At 51.2% G+C, this 14,257-nt stretch carries 15 protein-coding genes; 4 read left to right on the plus strand and 11 right to left on the minus strand.

Going from position 1 to position 14,257, the window contains the following annotated elements; translation table 11 throughout:
• Positions 1 to 302: 302 nt before the first annotated feature.
• From WCI03_05510 to WCI03_05520, 3 genes are read right to left on the minus strand one after another with little or no spacing between them, the layout of a single operon-like run.
• The gene (locus WCI03_05510; protein MEI8139309.1) at positions 303 to 2,045 is read right to left on the minus strand and encodes an ABC-three component system protein; all 1,743 of its coding nucleotides are present in this window, start codon (positions 2,043 to 2,045) and stop codon (positions 303 to 305) included.
• Positions 2,042 to 2,272, minus strand: a complete 231-nt coding sequence (locus WCI03_05515) for an ABC-three component system middle component 6 (protein ID MEI8139310.1) — start codon at positions 2,270 to 2,272, stop codon at positions 2,042 to 2,044. The genes WCI03_05510 and WCI03_05515 overlap by 4 nt, the downstream gene beginning before the upstream one ends.
• On the minus strand, positions 2,269 to 3,018 hold the full coding sequence (locus tag WCI03_05520) for an HNH endonuclease (protein ID MEI8139311.1): 750 nt from the start codon (positions 3,016 to 3,018) through the stop codon (positions 2,269 to 2,271). The genes WCI03_05515 and WCI03_05520 overlap by 4 nt, the downstream gene beginning before the upstream one ends.
• 226 nt (positions 3,019 to 3,244) lie before the next feature.
• Between WCI03_05520 and WCI03_05525 the strand changes: the two genes are divergently transcribed.
• The gene (locus WCI03_05525; protein MEI8139312.1) at positions 3,245 to 3,493 is read left to right on the plus strand and encodes a hypothetical protein; all 249 of its coding nucleotides are present in this window, start codon (positions 3,245 to 3,247) and stop codon (positions 3,491 to 3,493) included.
• Here the strand turns inward: WCI03_05525 and WCI03_05530 are convergent.
• From WCI03_05530 to WCI03_05540, 3 genes are all read right to left on the minus strand, one after another.
• A complete protein-coding gene (locus WCI03_05530; protein ID MEI8139313.1) occupies positions 3,459 to 4,100 on the minus strand; it encodes a DEAD/DEAH box helicase in 642 nt (213 codons plus the stop codon). The genes WCI03_05525 and WCI03_05530 overlap by 35 nt on opposite strands.
• A 443-nt stretch (positions 4,101 to 4,543) precedes the next feature.
• On the minus strand, positions 4,544 to 4,894 hold the full coding sequence (locus WCI03_05535) for a helix-turn-helix transcriptional regulator (protein ID MEI8139314.1): 351 nt from the start codon (positions 4,892 to 4,894) through the stop codon (positions 4,544 to 4,546).
• Positions 4,891 to 5,244, minus strand: a complete 354-nt coding sequence (locus WCI03_05540; protein ID MEI8139315.1) for a type II toxin-antitoxin system RelE/ParE family toxin — start codon at positions 5,242 to 5,244, stop codon at positions 4,891 to 4,893. The genes WCI03_05535 and WCI03_05540 overlap by 4 nt, the downstream gene beginning before the upstream one ends.
• A gap of 368 nt (positions 5,245 to 5,612) precedes the next feature.
• Here WCI03_05540 and WCI03_05545 point away from each other — a divergent pair, with 368 nt between their 5' ends.
• From WCI03_05545 to WCI03_05555, 3 genes are all read left to right on the plus strand, one after another.
• Positions 5,613 to 6,632 (plus strand): LacI family DNA-binding transcriptional regulator, encoded by a 1,020-nt coding sequence (locus WCI03_05545; GenBank protein MEI8139316.1) that lies wholly within the window; start codon positions 5,613 to 5,615, stop codon positions 6,630 to 6,632.
• A 189-nt stretch (positions 6,633 to 6,821) separates the two neighbouring features.
• Positions 6,822 to 7,664, plus strand: coding sequence for a histidinol-phosphatase HisJ family protein (locus WCI03_05550; protein ID MEI8139317.1), 843 nt, complete (start codon positions 6,822 to 6,824; stop codon positions 7,662 to 7,664).
• Positions 7,665 to 7,669: 5 nt separating this feature from the next.
• The gene (locus tag WCI03_05555) at positions 7,670 to 8,488 is read left to right on the plus strand and encodes a hypothetical protein (GenBank protein ID MEI8139318.1); all 819 of its coding nucleotides are present in this window, start codon (positions 7,670 to 7,672) and stop codon (positions 8,486 to 8,488) included.
• On the opposite strand, the gene WCI03_05560 is transcribed toward WCI03_05555, so the two are convergent.
• The 5 genes from WCI03_05560 to gmk are packed head-to-tail and all read right to left on the minus strand — an operon-like array spanning position 8,433 to position 14,249.
• The gene (locus WCI03_05560) at positions 8,433 to 10,388 is read right to left on the minus strand and encodes a PAS domain S-box protein (protein ID MEI8139319.1); all 1,956 of its coding nucleotides are present in this window, start codon (positions 10,386 to 10,388) and stop codon (positions 8,433 to 8,435) included. The two genes, WCI03_05555 and WCI03_05560, sit on opposite strands and share 56 nt — an antisense overlap.
• 2 nt (positions 10,389 to 10,390) lie before the next feature.
• Positions 10,391 to 11,653 carry a competence/damage-inducible protein A gene (locus WCI03_05565; protein ID MEI8139320.1) on the minus strand — a complete coding sequence of 421 codons (1,263 nt, stop codon included), beginning with the start codon at positions 11,651 to 11,653 and terminating at the stop codon, positions 10,391 to 10,393.
• A 2-nt stretch (positions 11,654 to 11,655) separates the two neighbouring features.
• On the minus strand, positions 11,656 to 12,858 hold the full coding sequence (locus tag WCI03_05570; GenBank protein MEI8139321.1) for a 4-phosphoerythronate dehydrogenase: 1,203 nt from the start codon (positions 12,856 to 12,858) through the stop codon (positions 11,656 to 11,658).
• 3 nt (positions 12,859 to 12,861) lie between these two features.
• The gene (locus WCI03_05575) at positions 12,862 to 13,653 is read right to left on the minus strand and encodes a TatD family hydrolase (protein MEI8139322.1); all 792 of its coding nucleotides are present in this window, start codon (positions 13,651 to 13,653) and stop codon (positions 12,862 to 12,864) included.
• A complete protein-coding gene (gmk, locus tag WCI03_05580) occupies positions 13,647 to 14,249 on the minus strand; it encodes a guanylate kinase (GenBank protein MEI8139323.1) in 603 nt (200 codons plus the stop codon). Before gmk ends, WCI03_05575 begins: the two co-directional genes overlap by 7 nt.
• Positions 14,250 to 14,257 lie beyond the last annotated feature (8 nt).

A 14,257-nucleotide genomic window follows, 5' to 3' on the forward strand; every position in this document is an offset into this window, starting at 1 on the left:
TAAGACCGGCACGATTTTCAGCAAGATTAGCCGCGAACTCGGCCTGACTAACATTATGTTTTGAAAGCTCCATGTATCGACGGGAGCAGTCGACGATCCGTGACGGATCACCTAGTTATGCCTAAGTTACCGTTTGCAAACAATAATACCCGAATGAATGCCCAGTTATGTTCCTGCCCGATAATGTTCACCGACACACCTTTTCATATGCAGAAAGTAACGATAAACGTGAATCTCTGCAAATGGCTCCGACCTCGCCGAATAGCTCGTCTGGTTATCGTTTCGCACTTCCCTGCACCGAATCAATACCTGATACCAAGCAAGCATCCTGCTTGATCCGCATCCGTAAGAGTCAACCGGACGTATTTCTTTATATCGAAACCGCTAGAAAATTCACTATATGGGACGGCATCACTATTAAGGGTACAAATGTATTGAAATCCATCCGAGTTCGCGTCCTTCGCTGCAATTTCCAAGGCCAGGGCACGTTGTCTTTCATCGACACCATCAAAAATCAAACTGTCGTGTATGAGAATTCCGGGCGAAACAATTTTTCGGGCCCATATTGCAGCCAAGGTCATGTCATAACAGAACACCTTCATGTTATTGATGCCGGTGCTACCTGACCGTTCAATCTCAACATCAAACTTGAATCCATTGAGGCCAACATCAATGACAAGTTTTCCAGGCACGCTATAGAGCCCCTGGGAGTAGCGATTAAATAATCTGATGGCGGTCTCCCGAATTTCCCGTCGTTCTTCATAGTCGCGGAGAGATCGCTGTTGCAGCACCTGCTGATCAATCTTGAATTGGCTCATGCCCGTTTCACATGACTTTAAATTGTCAATGGTCGCGGTAATGGAGTTCAAAGTGTTTTGCGTTTCCAAATGCCGTTTCTGCAAAAGGGTATATTCTTCAAGCGCGCCATGCGTCTTCAAAACCTCCATAACAACAGCCCGCTCGTTCGATTTCGCCTTAATCAATTGCTCGCGAGCCTCGATGGCCATTTTCAACCGGGAGACTTCCGCCTCAAGAAAAAGCCGCCGGTTCTCAATTATGGTGTGATGAAATGCCTGAACATCCTCAATACGACGTAGTGCCACGCCCGGCAAAGCAACACCCGCATCGGCATAGAGTTTTTCTACTGCATTAGGAACGGGTGCATTTTCCTCGGCTAAGCTCTTCTCGTATAGCGACAATATCCGCTGATCCTTGGAATTATGATTGGCCTCAACATGGATCTCTTCCGTAAGTTGATTCGCCTGCATCCGGATGTCCTCATACTGAGGATGTACCTTGAAGGATTCCAGATTTGCAGCCTCTTCCCCCGCTTTTTCACTTAATCGAACACGCCTGGCCTCCAAATCACCCCGAGACCCAACAAAGCCTTTCAGTACGCCCGTTTTGGCGGCCTTGATCAAACCTTCGAGGCCTTTCTTCCGATCTTTCAGAACCTGCACTTCCACAGCGTTCTCCCACGCCAAACCAAGAAGAAATGCATTATTAACCTGCCGAGCCCATTCGGCCTGTTTCCCGTGGTGCTCAAATGGTGTAAAATAAGCGTCTTTCTGACGCCTGACAAAGTATGAGAAAAGACTGCGGAAAGTCGGTTGATATTTCAGGCTGTCATCAGCACCGGGCAACCCGAAGAAAAGGCCCCCTAAAATCAGATTCCAATCCCGAACGGAGAAAACATATTTATCTTTTTTCTTTTTGGGCCTGAATGGACATTCGTCGGGAAGCCCGTTAACCACAACATCGTTGGGTGCATCAATGGAACGGATGGCAGTAATGGACCGCCCCCCCACTTCCAGTTCCACTGTAAAAGCCCACCCACTGAGGGCATCCACAAGCAGCCCCTTGCCTTTAGCCGCCTTGGCCCCCAGACAGAAATGAATGATTTCAATTAAAGTGGATTTCCCCAGCCCGTTACGGGAATCAAGTTTTGTTGACTCATGGGTGCGTTCTGCCAATAACACATTGAAGCCCGGTTTGAATTCTACGGTTTTGAATGACGCATGATTTGAAGAGACTCGCTTAATCATGGCGCCTCCCTTCTGGCAATCAGACCATCGGCCAACTCAATGGTCCCAATTGCATAGAGAAAATCGAGAGTTAACAGAAACCTCCCATACGAACCAATTTCTGGAGTTTCTTTAACACGTTCCCATATTCCCGTGACGGTCATGGGCGTTTTCAGTTCCGGCAGAACTGTCGCGCCAGCCCCAAGAAGGGATTTATCCAATGAAATATGTTTCGTAGGTAAAATCATTTTTCAAATACATCACATTTCTCGAATAGGCACACCAAAACAGCCAAGCCGGCAGACCGTCTCGCCTGCCCTATCATGCCTCGTTGCGCAAACTCACACATCATATCAAATAAATCATCGCCTTTGAAACCATCATGACGGAGCCTGTAATACTCTGTCAAGAAACCGGCCTTCAAACGTTCAGGGTAATCCGCATCAATCTGGGCTTCATCCTGAATAAAATCACTCACCAGACGCGCGACACTCAAACCCATCGTGATGGTTAGCCGACTCGCCAAGCTAAGGTCGTTTTTCAGAATTTTCGCATCTGGCGTCAAGAGAGAGAAGTCATGCAAGTCTGTGCCGGGCTTGAACTTGTACACCCACTCGGTTGCGATCCGGAGTTCAGGGGAACCAATCTCAGCAAAAGCGTCGTTCATTCCATCCCGCACTTTTGACTCATGATCAGTTTTCATTTTAGTCAGCAACGCCACGGGGAAGTGTTCCACCTGCTTATCTATTTGGGTGTGGTGATCGCCACAAAGATAAATGAGGTTGTTATTGTGATCTCTCTCGTCATCAGTCATGGCGGCGTCAAACCGAGGGGCATCCGGTTTATCACCTGCAATATGAGCGGCCTGCCCGACGACAACAGGGTCACCTCCTCCTGGAGCATCAACCGTTAGCCATTTGCCACACCCCGGAAACGCACACCGGTCACCGCTACGAAATGCCAGAAGAAGTTTTGTTTTAGGAGCCGCACTCATGTAATAATCTAATACCAGTTAAATTATAACAGTGCAACATCTTCATTTGTGCAGGAGTTTCCAAAGATTGGTCGATGACTGCGGGCTTTGATTCATCAACTCATCCCTTAAGTTGTGCCACCAATGATGCGCCCCGTCCCAAATCTAGAGCGCGCAGTTCTACTACTGTTCATGGTGGAGTTGCGCTTCGTAATTTATTACGAATGTAGGCATCCCGTCGAGAGACATGCCCCAAGTGAACGGAGGCACCATCAATATAGATCGCCAGCTGGCGCTCCGGGACCGCGAAGTCAGCAATCGTAATGGGGGTAGTCCCGTCAGGGATACCGATTTCCACCTGCTTGGCTGGCTGAAAACCGTGCTTCTCAAACAAGCGCAGGAACTTGAGTTCGAGTGGCGATCCGACACCTGCGGCATAGGACTCAAGCCACGGACGTGGGTCATGGGTATCCCCCAACTCCACCCCCTGGACTAACCGGATCCTTGATGTGATCTTTCAGGCGGCGCACCACATGCGACTGGAATCGTGTCCCGCGCAGGCCGCCCCGGCTATCCACAAGAGAATAGTCAAGAAGTTCACAGAGCGACGCAAAGGAGCGGTCGTTCCCGTCATGCGGCGTGGCCGTGGTAAGAATCAGGCAATCACAGCGGCGCGCCAGGACTTCAGCCATACGTCGGCGCAGGGAATCATCCCGTTCTCCTGATGCGCCCAAATCCATGCAGTGATGGGCCTCATCAATCACAACCACGTCATAAGTGGCGCGCTCCAGTTGATCAAGAACGGTCTCCTGCTTGAGAAAATCCATGGAGGCTAACCCAATGGCGATGTGATCGAACGGGTTGGCTCCAAATTCGGTACTTCTGTGGATATCATTCAGTTTGGCACGGTCAATGACTGTTGCCCGCAAACCAAACCGTTCCAGCATCTCGGTCTTCCACTGTTCCATGAGGGGACCTGCGGGTGAGACAATCAGGATCCGGTGAGCAATACGCCGGGCCATCAACTCCGTCAGGATCAAACCGGCCTGAATGGTTTTACCGAGACCAACGCCATCGGCCAGAAGCAAGCGGGGTCGGCTCATGCGTATTGAGCGGAGGATCGGAACAAGTTGGTAAGGCTCCACCCGAAGACGACCGGGCTGGGTTGCAAGGAGGGCATCGGCCCCGAGCGCCTGCTCCAGGAGAAATGCCTGATGGTAAACAAGCCAGTACCACTTCCCACCGCAAGCCGCGGGTGTGAACTTCGGTTCCAGGGAGGAGGTCTATCGAGGCTTTAAACATTTGTTGGACGTTACACCATCTGGATAATTAATCAAGAACGGGCGGTCTCAAAACTACAATTCTAATTCTGATCCTCGCCCGTGAACAATCGCCACGCATTCGTCAATCACACCGTAGACGGGGCGCTTCACCCAACATAAATAATCTAACATGATTCCTGCCATGGCATTTGTGGAGGATCCTGCTCCGTCAGGCCCGGTCCAATGAGCGGCAAAATCAAAAGACCATGGATATCATTTTCTCATCATGCTGGTTTACTGGTTCCGTAGGCAGTCACGGCTTCGGCCACGCGCATCCCTGTCCGAGGGGGCTCCGCTTCAAACACAACATGAACGTGGGCGTGGAGCGCCTTGGCCACACGACGCAACATGCTTAACGAGTGGCCTTCGTATGAGGGCGACTCGAGGCGGCTGACCTGTTGCTGGGTAGTTTTGAGTTTCTGCGCGAGAGCCTTTTGCGAAAGCCCCGCCTTCTCCCTCAATTCCGCAATCTGTAAGGCCACATCCCACGCCTCGCCCGCTTGTTCAAACCGCTCGGCAAAGTCCGGATCCTTCAGTTGCTCTTCCAAGTAAAGGTCAAAATTGGTCTTTTTCATGTTCCCCATCTTTCCTGCCAGTCACGCATCCGATTCTGTGCCGTTTGAAGATCCTGGATCAGAATGGTCTGCCCTTTGTTACGGATGCCATGAACTGCAATAATGCGCCGCCCTTTCATAAAGAACCACAGCACGCGCGTGTTTAACCTTCCAACGTGACGCAACTCAAAGAGGCCGTTGCCCAACGCCTTGGACAGCGGCTCGCGGTGATACTGGCGATCACGCAATTTCACCATACCGCGCAACACTGCCGCGTGGTCAGCCGGGTCACTCTTCTTAAGCGTATCAAGGAATGCTCGAACGGGCGACTGTCCGCTCGCACTCTCGTAAAACTCTACGATGAACTCCATAAACGGTCAACATCAAATTTAGTGTGAATCAAAGCCTCTCATGGGTGGACTTTTTCACAAACACCCGCCCCAGCCACCCATTGCTCAGTACAATACACTAAATCACTACTATTATATAGCACTATTTTAGATATATCTATGCCCGAGGACTTTTCCTCTTCTCATTTTGACGAACAACTGCCGCAAAAGGGCGGCAGAGATGGCGTTTAAGCGGGCGACGAGTTCATCTGGTGTGGGAAACTCCGACATAGGACGCGGATCGAAGGGGCGTCCGGATGGAAAGAAAAACAAAAGACCCAGGATATCATTTATGAACTGCCTAAGTTTACGCTTGATACATTGAACAACCTATGTTTATAAGGTTGTTCATGAGTGATAAAGTTTCAATAATGGATGTTGCCAGGGCGGCAGGAGTCTCTAAAACTACCGTCTCGCGGGTAATCAATGAGAAGCTCGATAAGTTCCGGATCGGCATTGATACGCAGAAGCGGGTTCGCGATATGGCCCGGCAGATGGGCTATCAGCCGGATCCGGCGGCACGGGATGTTGCTCTGGGGAAGTTCCATCCAGTGAAATCGCTGGATGGAATCTCAAATGAAAAATCTCAGATTGCAGAAGCGAAAAAGCAGAGACAGATTGGCATCATCATCTCAACCGACACCACCATCACCACCCTGGGCCTGATCCCCGGGATTGAGGCGGTACTGGAAGCGGAGGATTACCTGGTGGTCATCGTCATTGTTTCGCCGGAGCCAACGGCTGTTCGCGAGCGGGTGACCAGATTGCTCCAGGACGGCGTTGCGGGAATTCTTGGTTGTCCCAGCGTTTATCCGGTGGTGTCGGCGATGACGGCGGGAAAATGCCAGACGATCGTCTTGTGGCAGGGGGCGGGGAAGGCGATGCTAGCGAAAGAAGTGGGGAGCGCGGAGTACGGAGCGCCGGAGGCGGAGGTCCGGCGACCAGGCGCCAATGAGCGCGGGCCGATTGGGACTTCAACAACCAACAACGCATCAACTCAGCAACCTCAGGCGCAACCTGCGCCTGCCATGCCACCGCAGCCGACACCGGTTACACCCGTTGCAACGCCAAAGCCGGTCGTCATCGTGATGCCAATACCGATAGTGCCGAAGCCGATACCGGCGGTGGAGCCGGTCGCAAGGCCGGAGCCGGCCATCTCCGTGGAACCTGCTCCCGAACCGCCTCTCACGATCTCGGAATCGGAGACCGTAAGCCATGAGGTAACACCGCCTATCATCGAGACGGCAACACCGGATCCCGTGGCTGAATCGTTGCCAGTTGAGACAACAGTCACAACTCCAGAACCGGAGATCACATCAGAAACTCCTCCGCCTGAAACTGACTCAAGACCAGAAACGACTACCTCTTGAACAACCTATACTGTATTGGTTGTTCATACGTCATCATTCACAAATAAATTTTCGCGCCTTTCGCGAGTTTAGTAGTTTATCCCCTCTTCCGCGCGTCACTAAAAGACGGGAATACGATTATCAAATTCTTCCACCCTCTTTATCCGTGACATCAGCATCTTCCACGGTTAGATTAATTTACCGAATTTTATGAACAACACATCAACCTCTTCGCCCCTTGTTTTACTGCCTCCGGATTATCATACCCATACCCGCCTCTGTAAGCATGCCGAGGGGACACCTCAGGAGTTCAGGCAACAGGCCCAGGAACAGGGGCTCGCGGAATTATGTTTCACCGACCATTGCCCCGAACCATCCGGATACGATCCCAAATACCGGATGACGCTTGAGGAAATCCCCGAGTATTATGACCTCGTGAAGCCACTTCAAGATGGCGATTCCCCACAGGTTTTGCTGGGATTGGAGGCCGATTTCTTTCCGGGCTGTGAGCCTTTTTTAACGGAGTTTCTTCCTAGCCAACCACTAGACCTGGTAATGGGCTCGGTTCACTACATCAAAGACTGGGGATTTGATAATCCTGACTACATAAAGACCTGGGCATCGGTGGACCTGAAAGGAGTCTGGATTGAATATTTACGGCTTATCAAACAGCTTATCGACACCAACTTGTTTGATGTGATCAGTCATTTTGACCTTCCAAAGAAATTCGGGCATCGTCTCAGGGATCGGGAGATGAAAGAGCTGGTTCAGCCGGTACTTGATCATATTTCAAAAAAAGGGATGGCCTTTGAGATCAATACTTCGGGCTGGCGCCGGGATGCAGCCGAAGCCTATCCCTCGCCTTTGATCCTCAGTCTCGCCGCTGAACGGGAAATCCCCATCACGTTTGGATCTGATGCACACGCACCCAATGAAGTTGGATACCATTTCGCTGAAGCCTTGGCACTGGCGCTCGATACTGGATGCAAAGACTCACTTCTCTACAAGAACAGGGTTGCGACCCGTGTTCCCTTGTCCTCATGGAGGGTTTAGGCATCATGGATACCACTCTCTCAACGCTGATGATCGATGGGCATGTTCACATTTATAAGCACTATGATTGGACTGTTGCGATCAATGCCTTGATTACTAATCTATCACTCACCAGACGCACCCTGGCTCCAAATCAGCCTGTCATTCCCATCGGACTGCTGGCAGAAAGCACAGCGAACCGTTTCTATAACGAAGTGATTGAACGTGGCTCCCCCTTAACAAAAGGATCTCTTCAACTGGAGGCTGGGCCGAATGCCGACAGTCTTGTCATTCGTGAGTTCGGGATCATAAAAGGCTACCTGATCGCCGGACGGCAATGGGTAACTTCGGAAAATCTGGAAGTTCTCGCACTTGGCCGCATTACCTCCATTTCGAAAAGGCTCCCACTTCAGGAAACCATACAGGCCATTACCGAACAGGGGGGCGTGCCGGTCCTGAGTTGGTCGCCTGGGAAATGGTTTTTTGGCCGGGGAAAGTTAGTGAAATCACTCATAACTTCAAATGCCCCCGAAAGTTTCCTGATCGGGGACATTGGACTGCGCCCCACCCTATGGCCAAAGCCCGGCTTAATGAAACTAGCTATAAAGCAGGGGTTTAAAATCATTGGCGGATCCGACTCACTGCCCCGTCCCGGAGAAGAGTGCTGGATTGGTCGCACAGGCTTTCAGGCTGCGGGTGAGTTTGATACACAAAATCCGGCAGCCAGCCTTCGACATATCCTGCTCAACCATTCCAGCGAATTTATCCCGGTAGGACAGCATAGCTCCCTTATGGCGTTCGCTTCACGTTGGGGACGGAATCAATGGCCGGCACCGTCAACGTGACGCATGTTCCTTTTCCGGGCTCGCTCGCCACCTCAAATGTGCCGCCGATGTATGCGAGGCGTTCTCGTAAGTGGAACAATCCGAACCCACTTGAAGTAATACCAATACGGGATTCTCCAGCAGGAAACCCCTTGCCAATGTCAGAAACAACGATCCGGAGTGTTTTTGCATTCGGATGATCCACTCGTACGGTTGCCTTGTTGACTCCGGAATGTTTGACGATATTAAATAACAATTCCCTCACGGCCTGAAAAAGCAGGCTACAAAGGGGGCCTGGAAGTGATCGGGTATCATCTCCAGAGACATCGACAATCAACCCATGCTTGTCTCTCATCCATTCAGCAAGCCAGCGTAAGCCCGGCATGAGCCCGGCTTCAAGCAGAACCGGAGGACACAAACTGACGGTGAGGGATCGTGAGGACTCAAGTGCCTCGCCCAAAAGCGCTAGAGCCCCCTGAGCGCACCGGGCATGCTCATCCGCCGGCATTTTGCTATCAAGCAGGCTGATTTTCATCATCACAGCAGCCATATATTGCTGAACATTGTCATGAAGCATGACCGCCAGCCTTTTGCGCTCCAGCTCTTCAGCCTGTGTTAATTCCATGGCCAGTTTACGAAGTTGAGCCACGCTTTGATCCAATGCCACATTCTTTTCTCGTAGCGCGTCATCAGCCAGCCTACGATCTGTCACATCCTGAAAAGTACCATAGATCCGACCATGCTCAAGGTCTGGCTTGCCGATGGCGTGTACCCATCGGGGATTACCCTTAGCCGTAAAGAATGGGTATTCAAAGTCGAATGACTCGCCCTTTTCAGCACACTGCCTTACGGCATTTTCAATGATAGGCCTCACTTCCGGGGAATAAAATTCGATGCCATTATCTTTTGACGGCTCGAAGTCCAGGTCAACCTCGTGGATATGATAAACTTCTTCAGTCCAAACCTGTTTTCCGGTTTGAATATCGAGCTCCCATCCGCCGACATTTGCAATTCTACCCACTTCATTAAGCAACGCCTGGTTGGCTTGAATTTGCTGTACACTATGTTTCAGGGTAGTATTAGCTTTTTGCAGCTCATTGGTACGTTCCTCAACGCGTTGAGCGAGTAACTTCGCAAAATTTAAAAGCGAGGTTTCCGTACTCTTGCGTTCGGTTATGTCGCGATAGATGGATTGATAGGTTCCATCGGGCATCATTTTGGTTCGCATCTCAATAAACGCCACCGAGCCGTCCACGTGAAATACTTGGCGCTCGCTGACAACGATTTCGCCTTTTTCCAATAAATCAAAACGTAATGGAGTATTCGCCAGACTCTCAGGTGTGAAAAGCACAGCACTTATGTGTTTTCCGACCAATTCATCATGTCTTAATCCGGTAAGCTTGCACATGAACCGGTTGGCATCAAGAATGATACCATCCTTTGAGCCGACCAATATCCCATCAACAGCCAAGTCAACAAGTTCCCGATACCGAGTCTCACTTTGTTGCAGGGCCTTCTCCCAGCGCTTACGCTCGGTGATATCCTGTATGGTGCCAGTCATGATAACCGGAAGGTTATTCTCATCCAATTCGAGATCACCGTGTCCCTGAACCCAGCGTTCAGCTCCATCTACTATCCGGCAAATTCTGTATTCTTTGTTAAATCGCCGCCTCAGCCCCAGAACCTCCTGCCGGAAATACTCAATTATGATCTGCCGATCATCAGGGTGAATAATCGACGTCCATAACTCGTAAGTATGAGGCGTATCTGGTTGAATTCCGAAAATATCATCAAGAACAGGAGAAGCTTTAAAACGTCCTGTAGGAATATCCATCACAAACGATCCCAAGCCTGCGATCTGCTGGGCCTGATATAACAATCGCTCGTTCTCACTAAGGGCTTTTTTGATTTCGTTAACCATTTTCACAGCTGGCACCCTATTGCCTTCAGTAATTCCAAACGCAATAGATTGAGCGCGGTCTTGGCCGCCCGATCTCTGATCATATCGCGATTGCCGGGGAAGCGAAAACACTCAGCATGGGTTGTCACTTGCGTGCCATCTCTGCCTCCAATGGCAATCCAGACCAGACCCACTGGTTTTTCATCAGATCCGCCATCCGGTCCGGCAATACCGGTTAGTGCTATCGAATAATCAGCCGTCGAATGCTTCAAAGCCCCCGCAGCCATTGCACAGGCGACAGCTTCACTCACAGCCCCTTCCTGCTCAACTAAGGTGGAAGACACAGTCAATTCATCACTCTTCATGGCATTCGAATAGGTCACCCACCCTCCATCAAACCAGGCGCTGGATCCCGGGACATCCGTTAACATTTTTGCCACCAACCCACCCGTACAGCTTTCTGCAGTGACCAATCGCTTCGACTTTGCCTTCGCCAATTGTCCCAAGGCTTCAGGCAAGGACTGCTTCCCTTCGGCGAAAACGAGTACACCTAAACGCTCCCTAACCAACGCCACTATTCTAACGAGTTGTTTCTGAGCCAATTCAACGGTGGGTGCCTCACTGCGGAACCGCACTGTCACGATCCCTCCGGAAACCGTAGTGCCCACAAGTGGATTGCGATCCCGTCGCATCAGTTCCCCTAATTTCTCGGCAACTGTCGATTCACCTGCGCCAAAAGTGGCCAGTGACTCTACCGCAACCACCATCCCTGAGTTCTTTTCAAAAAGCGGAAAAATGTAACGTTCGGACATTTTCTCCATCTCATAGGGAACGCCGGGCAATGCAAAAATTAACGTCTTCCCTGCCTTAAGCTTGATACCAGGGGCCGTTCCCCAATCATTATCAAGCACCTCGGCACCGCGCGGAAAATGGGCCTGAATACGATTGGATAGCGGCATTTCGCGCCCTAACAACTTGAAAAATGCCTTCATCCGCTCAAGGGACGGGGGATGCAAATCCAGGGGTTTATTCATGAAAGCTGCAAGCGCCTGCCGGGTCAAGTCGTCCTGGGTCGGCCCCAATCCACCCGTCACAACAACCAAATCTGTCTCATCGACAGCAAGCCTCAGCGCCCTGACCGTGGCCTCTAAATCATCCGCAATTGTTTTATGATATAATGGAATAATGCCGCGATCAGCCAACCGGGCGCTTAACCATGCTGAATTTGAGTCAAGTGTCTGACCTAGCACAAGTTCATCACCGATGGATAGAATTATCGCATTCATTGTTATACTCTCTGTACTCTAAATCCAAGTTCACTCAATGTGCGATATAATTGTTCATTGCCGCCTGCTAATTTTACCATTGTGTATTGGAACTCACGACGTTCATGGTAGTCGCTGCGCAGAAGGTCAAAATTCTTCATTCTGGCCTTTTCATCCGCAACAGCGGATTCGCGGAATCGGCGATCATCCCCTTCAAGGTCATAAACCTGACTGACTATTTCCCGAAGGACCGACTGATCTTCGCGTCCGGCCGCATTCACCCTGACTACCGGGACTAGAGGCGGAGGCAATAGCGCCTCATGTGACCAAGTTGCCGGAATTTCCAAAAACTTGCAGACTTCTTGATACACCATGACGGTGCCCATGACTTTACCTTCAAAGGAATGGCCGGCAATATGGGGGGTGGCGATATCCACACGGCCAAGTAAGTCCATCCGATAATTGGGCTCCCCTTCCCAGGTATCCAGAACCGCATGGCTTACCCGCCCCTCATCAAGTGCCGCAAGCAACGCCGGAGAATCCACCACGGGGCCACGGGCCGCATTCAGGAAAATAAGACCCTTTTTCGCACGCGAAAAAAATGCCGCATCAGCCAGATGAACCGTCTTGTCCACACCCTCTTTGGTCAACGGCACATGCACGGTAATAATATCCGCCTCCGCCAGTACCCGATCCAGACTGACAAACGGGTTTGCCATCTCCTGATTTTCGCTACTGCCCTCTGACCTCTGCCTGCTGCCTTCTTCTCTCTCTCTCGGCGGATCATTCATCAGGACACGCATACCCAAGGCATGAGTTTTTTGCACCACACGGCGGCCCACATTCCCAACTCCGATGACTCCAATGGTCTTCCCTTTCAGAATAAATCCATGTTTGCTGGCAAGATACAACAGCGCTGCGGTGATGTATTCGGAAACGCTATTGGCATTGCATCCCGGCGCAAAACACCATTTGATGCCCGCCTTGTCAAAATACGGAATATCCAAATGATCCGTCCCAATCGTCGCCGTCCCGACAAAACGGACCTTGCTTCCATCCAACAGCGCGCGATTGACTTTGGTAGTGGAGCGAAGTGCCAGAATATCCGTCTCCCGCACATCATCAAATTTGATATTACGGCCTTCCAGAATCCGCGTTTCACCCAGAGTACTAAAGGCCTCCATGGCAAATGGCATATTCGTTGCACAGATGATTTTCAGGGCCATAGCTCACCTCTCAAAATTAAACAACCGAGTCGCATTTTCTGATGTAACCGCTGACAGGCTTTCAATTGTCACCCCACGTATATTTGCAGCCAGGGCCGCTACGGCAGGCAGATAGCAGGGCTCATTGGGTTTGCCACGATGCGGAACAGGCGTGAGATAAGGCGAATCCGTTTCCAATAATAACCGGTCATCAGGAATGACTTTAGCCACCGCGCGCAAAGGATCGGCATTCCGGAAGGTGACAATCCCGCTGAAACTGATCATGAACCCCAAATCCAGCAATCGTCGGGCAAACGGCTCTTCACCAGTAAAACAATGTAGAACCCCTATCAGAGCTGCATCACCTGACCAGACTTTTGAATGGGTAGTCAATAAAGCCAACGTTTCGCTGTCCGCTTGCCGACTGTGCACAATCACCGGCAAGCAGAGTTCCCGGGCCAGGGCAAGCTGAGATTCCATTAATTCCTGCTGTGCCTCAGCCGTTTCCGGTTCATAATATAAGTCGAGTCCGATTTCCCCGATGGCTGTCACCTGACCAGTCGGAGCAGACTGAATCAGACGCCGGATATCGTCGGCCTTGGCATCAGAGCCAGCCAGACTCCGATCATAGGCTACTGCGGCCTTTACGCGATCTGGATAAGCCGCTGCCAGACGTAGGGCAGACGCATTGGTGTCTGGCTCACACCCGACAGCCATGATTCGCCCCACCCCTGCAAAACGAGCCCGCTCCATGATCCCCGCAATTTCGCCTGGCGTCATGGTTTCACGGAAATGAGCATGGGTATCGATCAGCATGGGTTTCGGTCATGCTCCGCGCGAATAATAGTTTTTAACTCAGTAAATGCCTGCTTAAGATTGTCATTTACGACCAGGTATTGGTATTCATTCCCCCGCTCCATTTCGCCCAGGGCATTGACCAAACGGCGCTCAATCACATCCGCTGCATCTTCGCCACGTTTTTGAAGCCTGTCCCGCAGGGCCTCAATCGAGGGTGGAGCGATGAATATGTCCACATAGGCACGGCCCAGTAGGCCGCCCAGAGATTGGGCCGCCTTGCGAACCGCGGCAGCCCCTTGGACATCAATGACGAGCAGAACATCCCTACCCGCTTTCAGGACGGACTCCACATTGCTGCGCAAAGTTCCGTACTGGTTCCCATGCACAACGGCATGCTCCAAAAACAGGCCTTCGGATACCCGACGATCGAATTCAGTCGCTGACAGAAAATGATAATCCTTGCCATCAATCTCCGCCCCACGCGGTGCCCGGGTCGTGCAGGAAACAGAACGTGTCATGCCGTCATGCTCGGCAAGCAACCGGTTGCACAATGTCGTTTTCCCGGCACCAGATGGTGCTGACACCACCAGCAGTAACGCTCTCCCATGTTTCATCCTTCACC

It is taken from the genome of bacterium (assembly GCA_037143175.1).
Taxonomy (GTDB): Bacteria; Verrucomicrobiota; Kiritimatiellia; order CAIKKV01; family CAITUY01; genus JAABPW01.

What these genes read in the sequence shown, in the direction of transcription:
- WCI03_05545 (MEI8139316.1), top strand. Translation starts at nt 5,613, where the DNA reads ATGAGTGATAAAGTTTCAATAATGGATGTTGCCAGGGCGGCAGGAGTC.
- WCI03_05540 (MEI8139315.1), bottom strand. Translation starts at nt 5,244, where the DNA reads ATGGAGTTCATCGTAGAGTTTTACGAGAGTGCGAGCGGACAGTCGCCC.
- WCI03_05515 (MEI8139310.1), bottom strand. Translation starts at nt 2,272, where the DNA reads ATGATTTTACCTACGAAACATATTTCATTGGATAAATCCCTTCTTGGG.
- WCI03_05550 (MEI8139317.1), top strand. Translation starts at nt 6,822, where the DNA reads ATGAACAACACATCAACCTCTTCGCCCCTTGTTTTACTGCCTCCGGAT.
- gmk (MEI8139323.1), bottom strand. Translation starts at nt 14,249, where the DNA reads ATGAAACATGGGAGAGCGTTACTGCTGGTGGTGTCAGCACCATCTGGT.
- WCI03_05525 (MEI8139312.1), top strand. Translation starts at nt 3,245, where the DNA reads ATGCCCCAAGTGAACGGAGGCACCATCAATATAGATCGCCAGCTGGCG.
- WCI03_05535 (MEI8139314.1), bottom strand. Translation starts at nt 4,894, where the DNA reads ATGAAAAAGACCAATTTTGACCTTTACTTGGAAGAGCAACTGAAGGAT.
- WCI03_05510 (MEI8139309.1), bottom strand. Translation starts at nt 2,045, where the DNA reads ATGATTAAGCGAGTCTCTTCAAATCATGCGTCATTCAAAACCGTAGAA.
- WCI03_05570 (MEI8139321.1), bottom strand. Translation starts at nt 12,858, where the DNA reads ATGGCCCTGAAAATCATCTGTGCAACGAATATGCCATTTGCCATGGAG.
- WCI03_05560 (MEI8139319.1), bottom strand. Translation starts at nt 10,388, where the DNA reads ATGGTTAACGAAATCAAAAAAGCCCTTAGTGAGAACGAGCGATTGTTA.
- WCI03_05520 (MEI8139311.1), bottom strand. Translation starts at nt 3,018, where the DNA reads ATGAGTGCGGCTCCTAAAACAAAACTTCTTCTGGCATTTCGTAGCGGT.
- WCI03_05565 (MEI8139320.1), bottom strand. Translation starts at nt 11,653, where the DNA reads ATGAATGCGATAATTCTATCCATCGGTGATGAACTTGTGCTAGGTCAG.
- WCI03_05575 (MEI8139322.1), bottom strand. Translation starts at nt 13,653, where the DNA reads ATGCTGATCGATACCCATGCTCATTTCCGTGAAACCATGACGCCAGGC.
- WCI03_05530 (MEI8139313.1), bottom strand. Translation starts at nt 4,100, where the DNA reads ATGAGCCGACCCCGCTTGCTTCTGGCCGATGGCGTTGGTCTCGGTAAA.
- WCI03_05555 (MEI8139318.1), top strand. Translation starts at nt 7,670, where the DNA reads ATGGATACCACTCTCTCAACGCTGATGATCGATGGGCATGTTCACATT.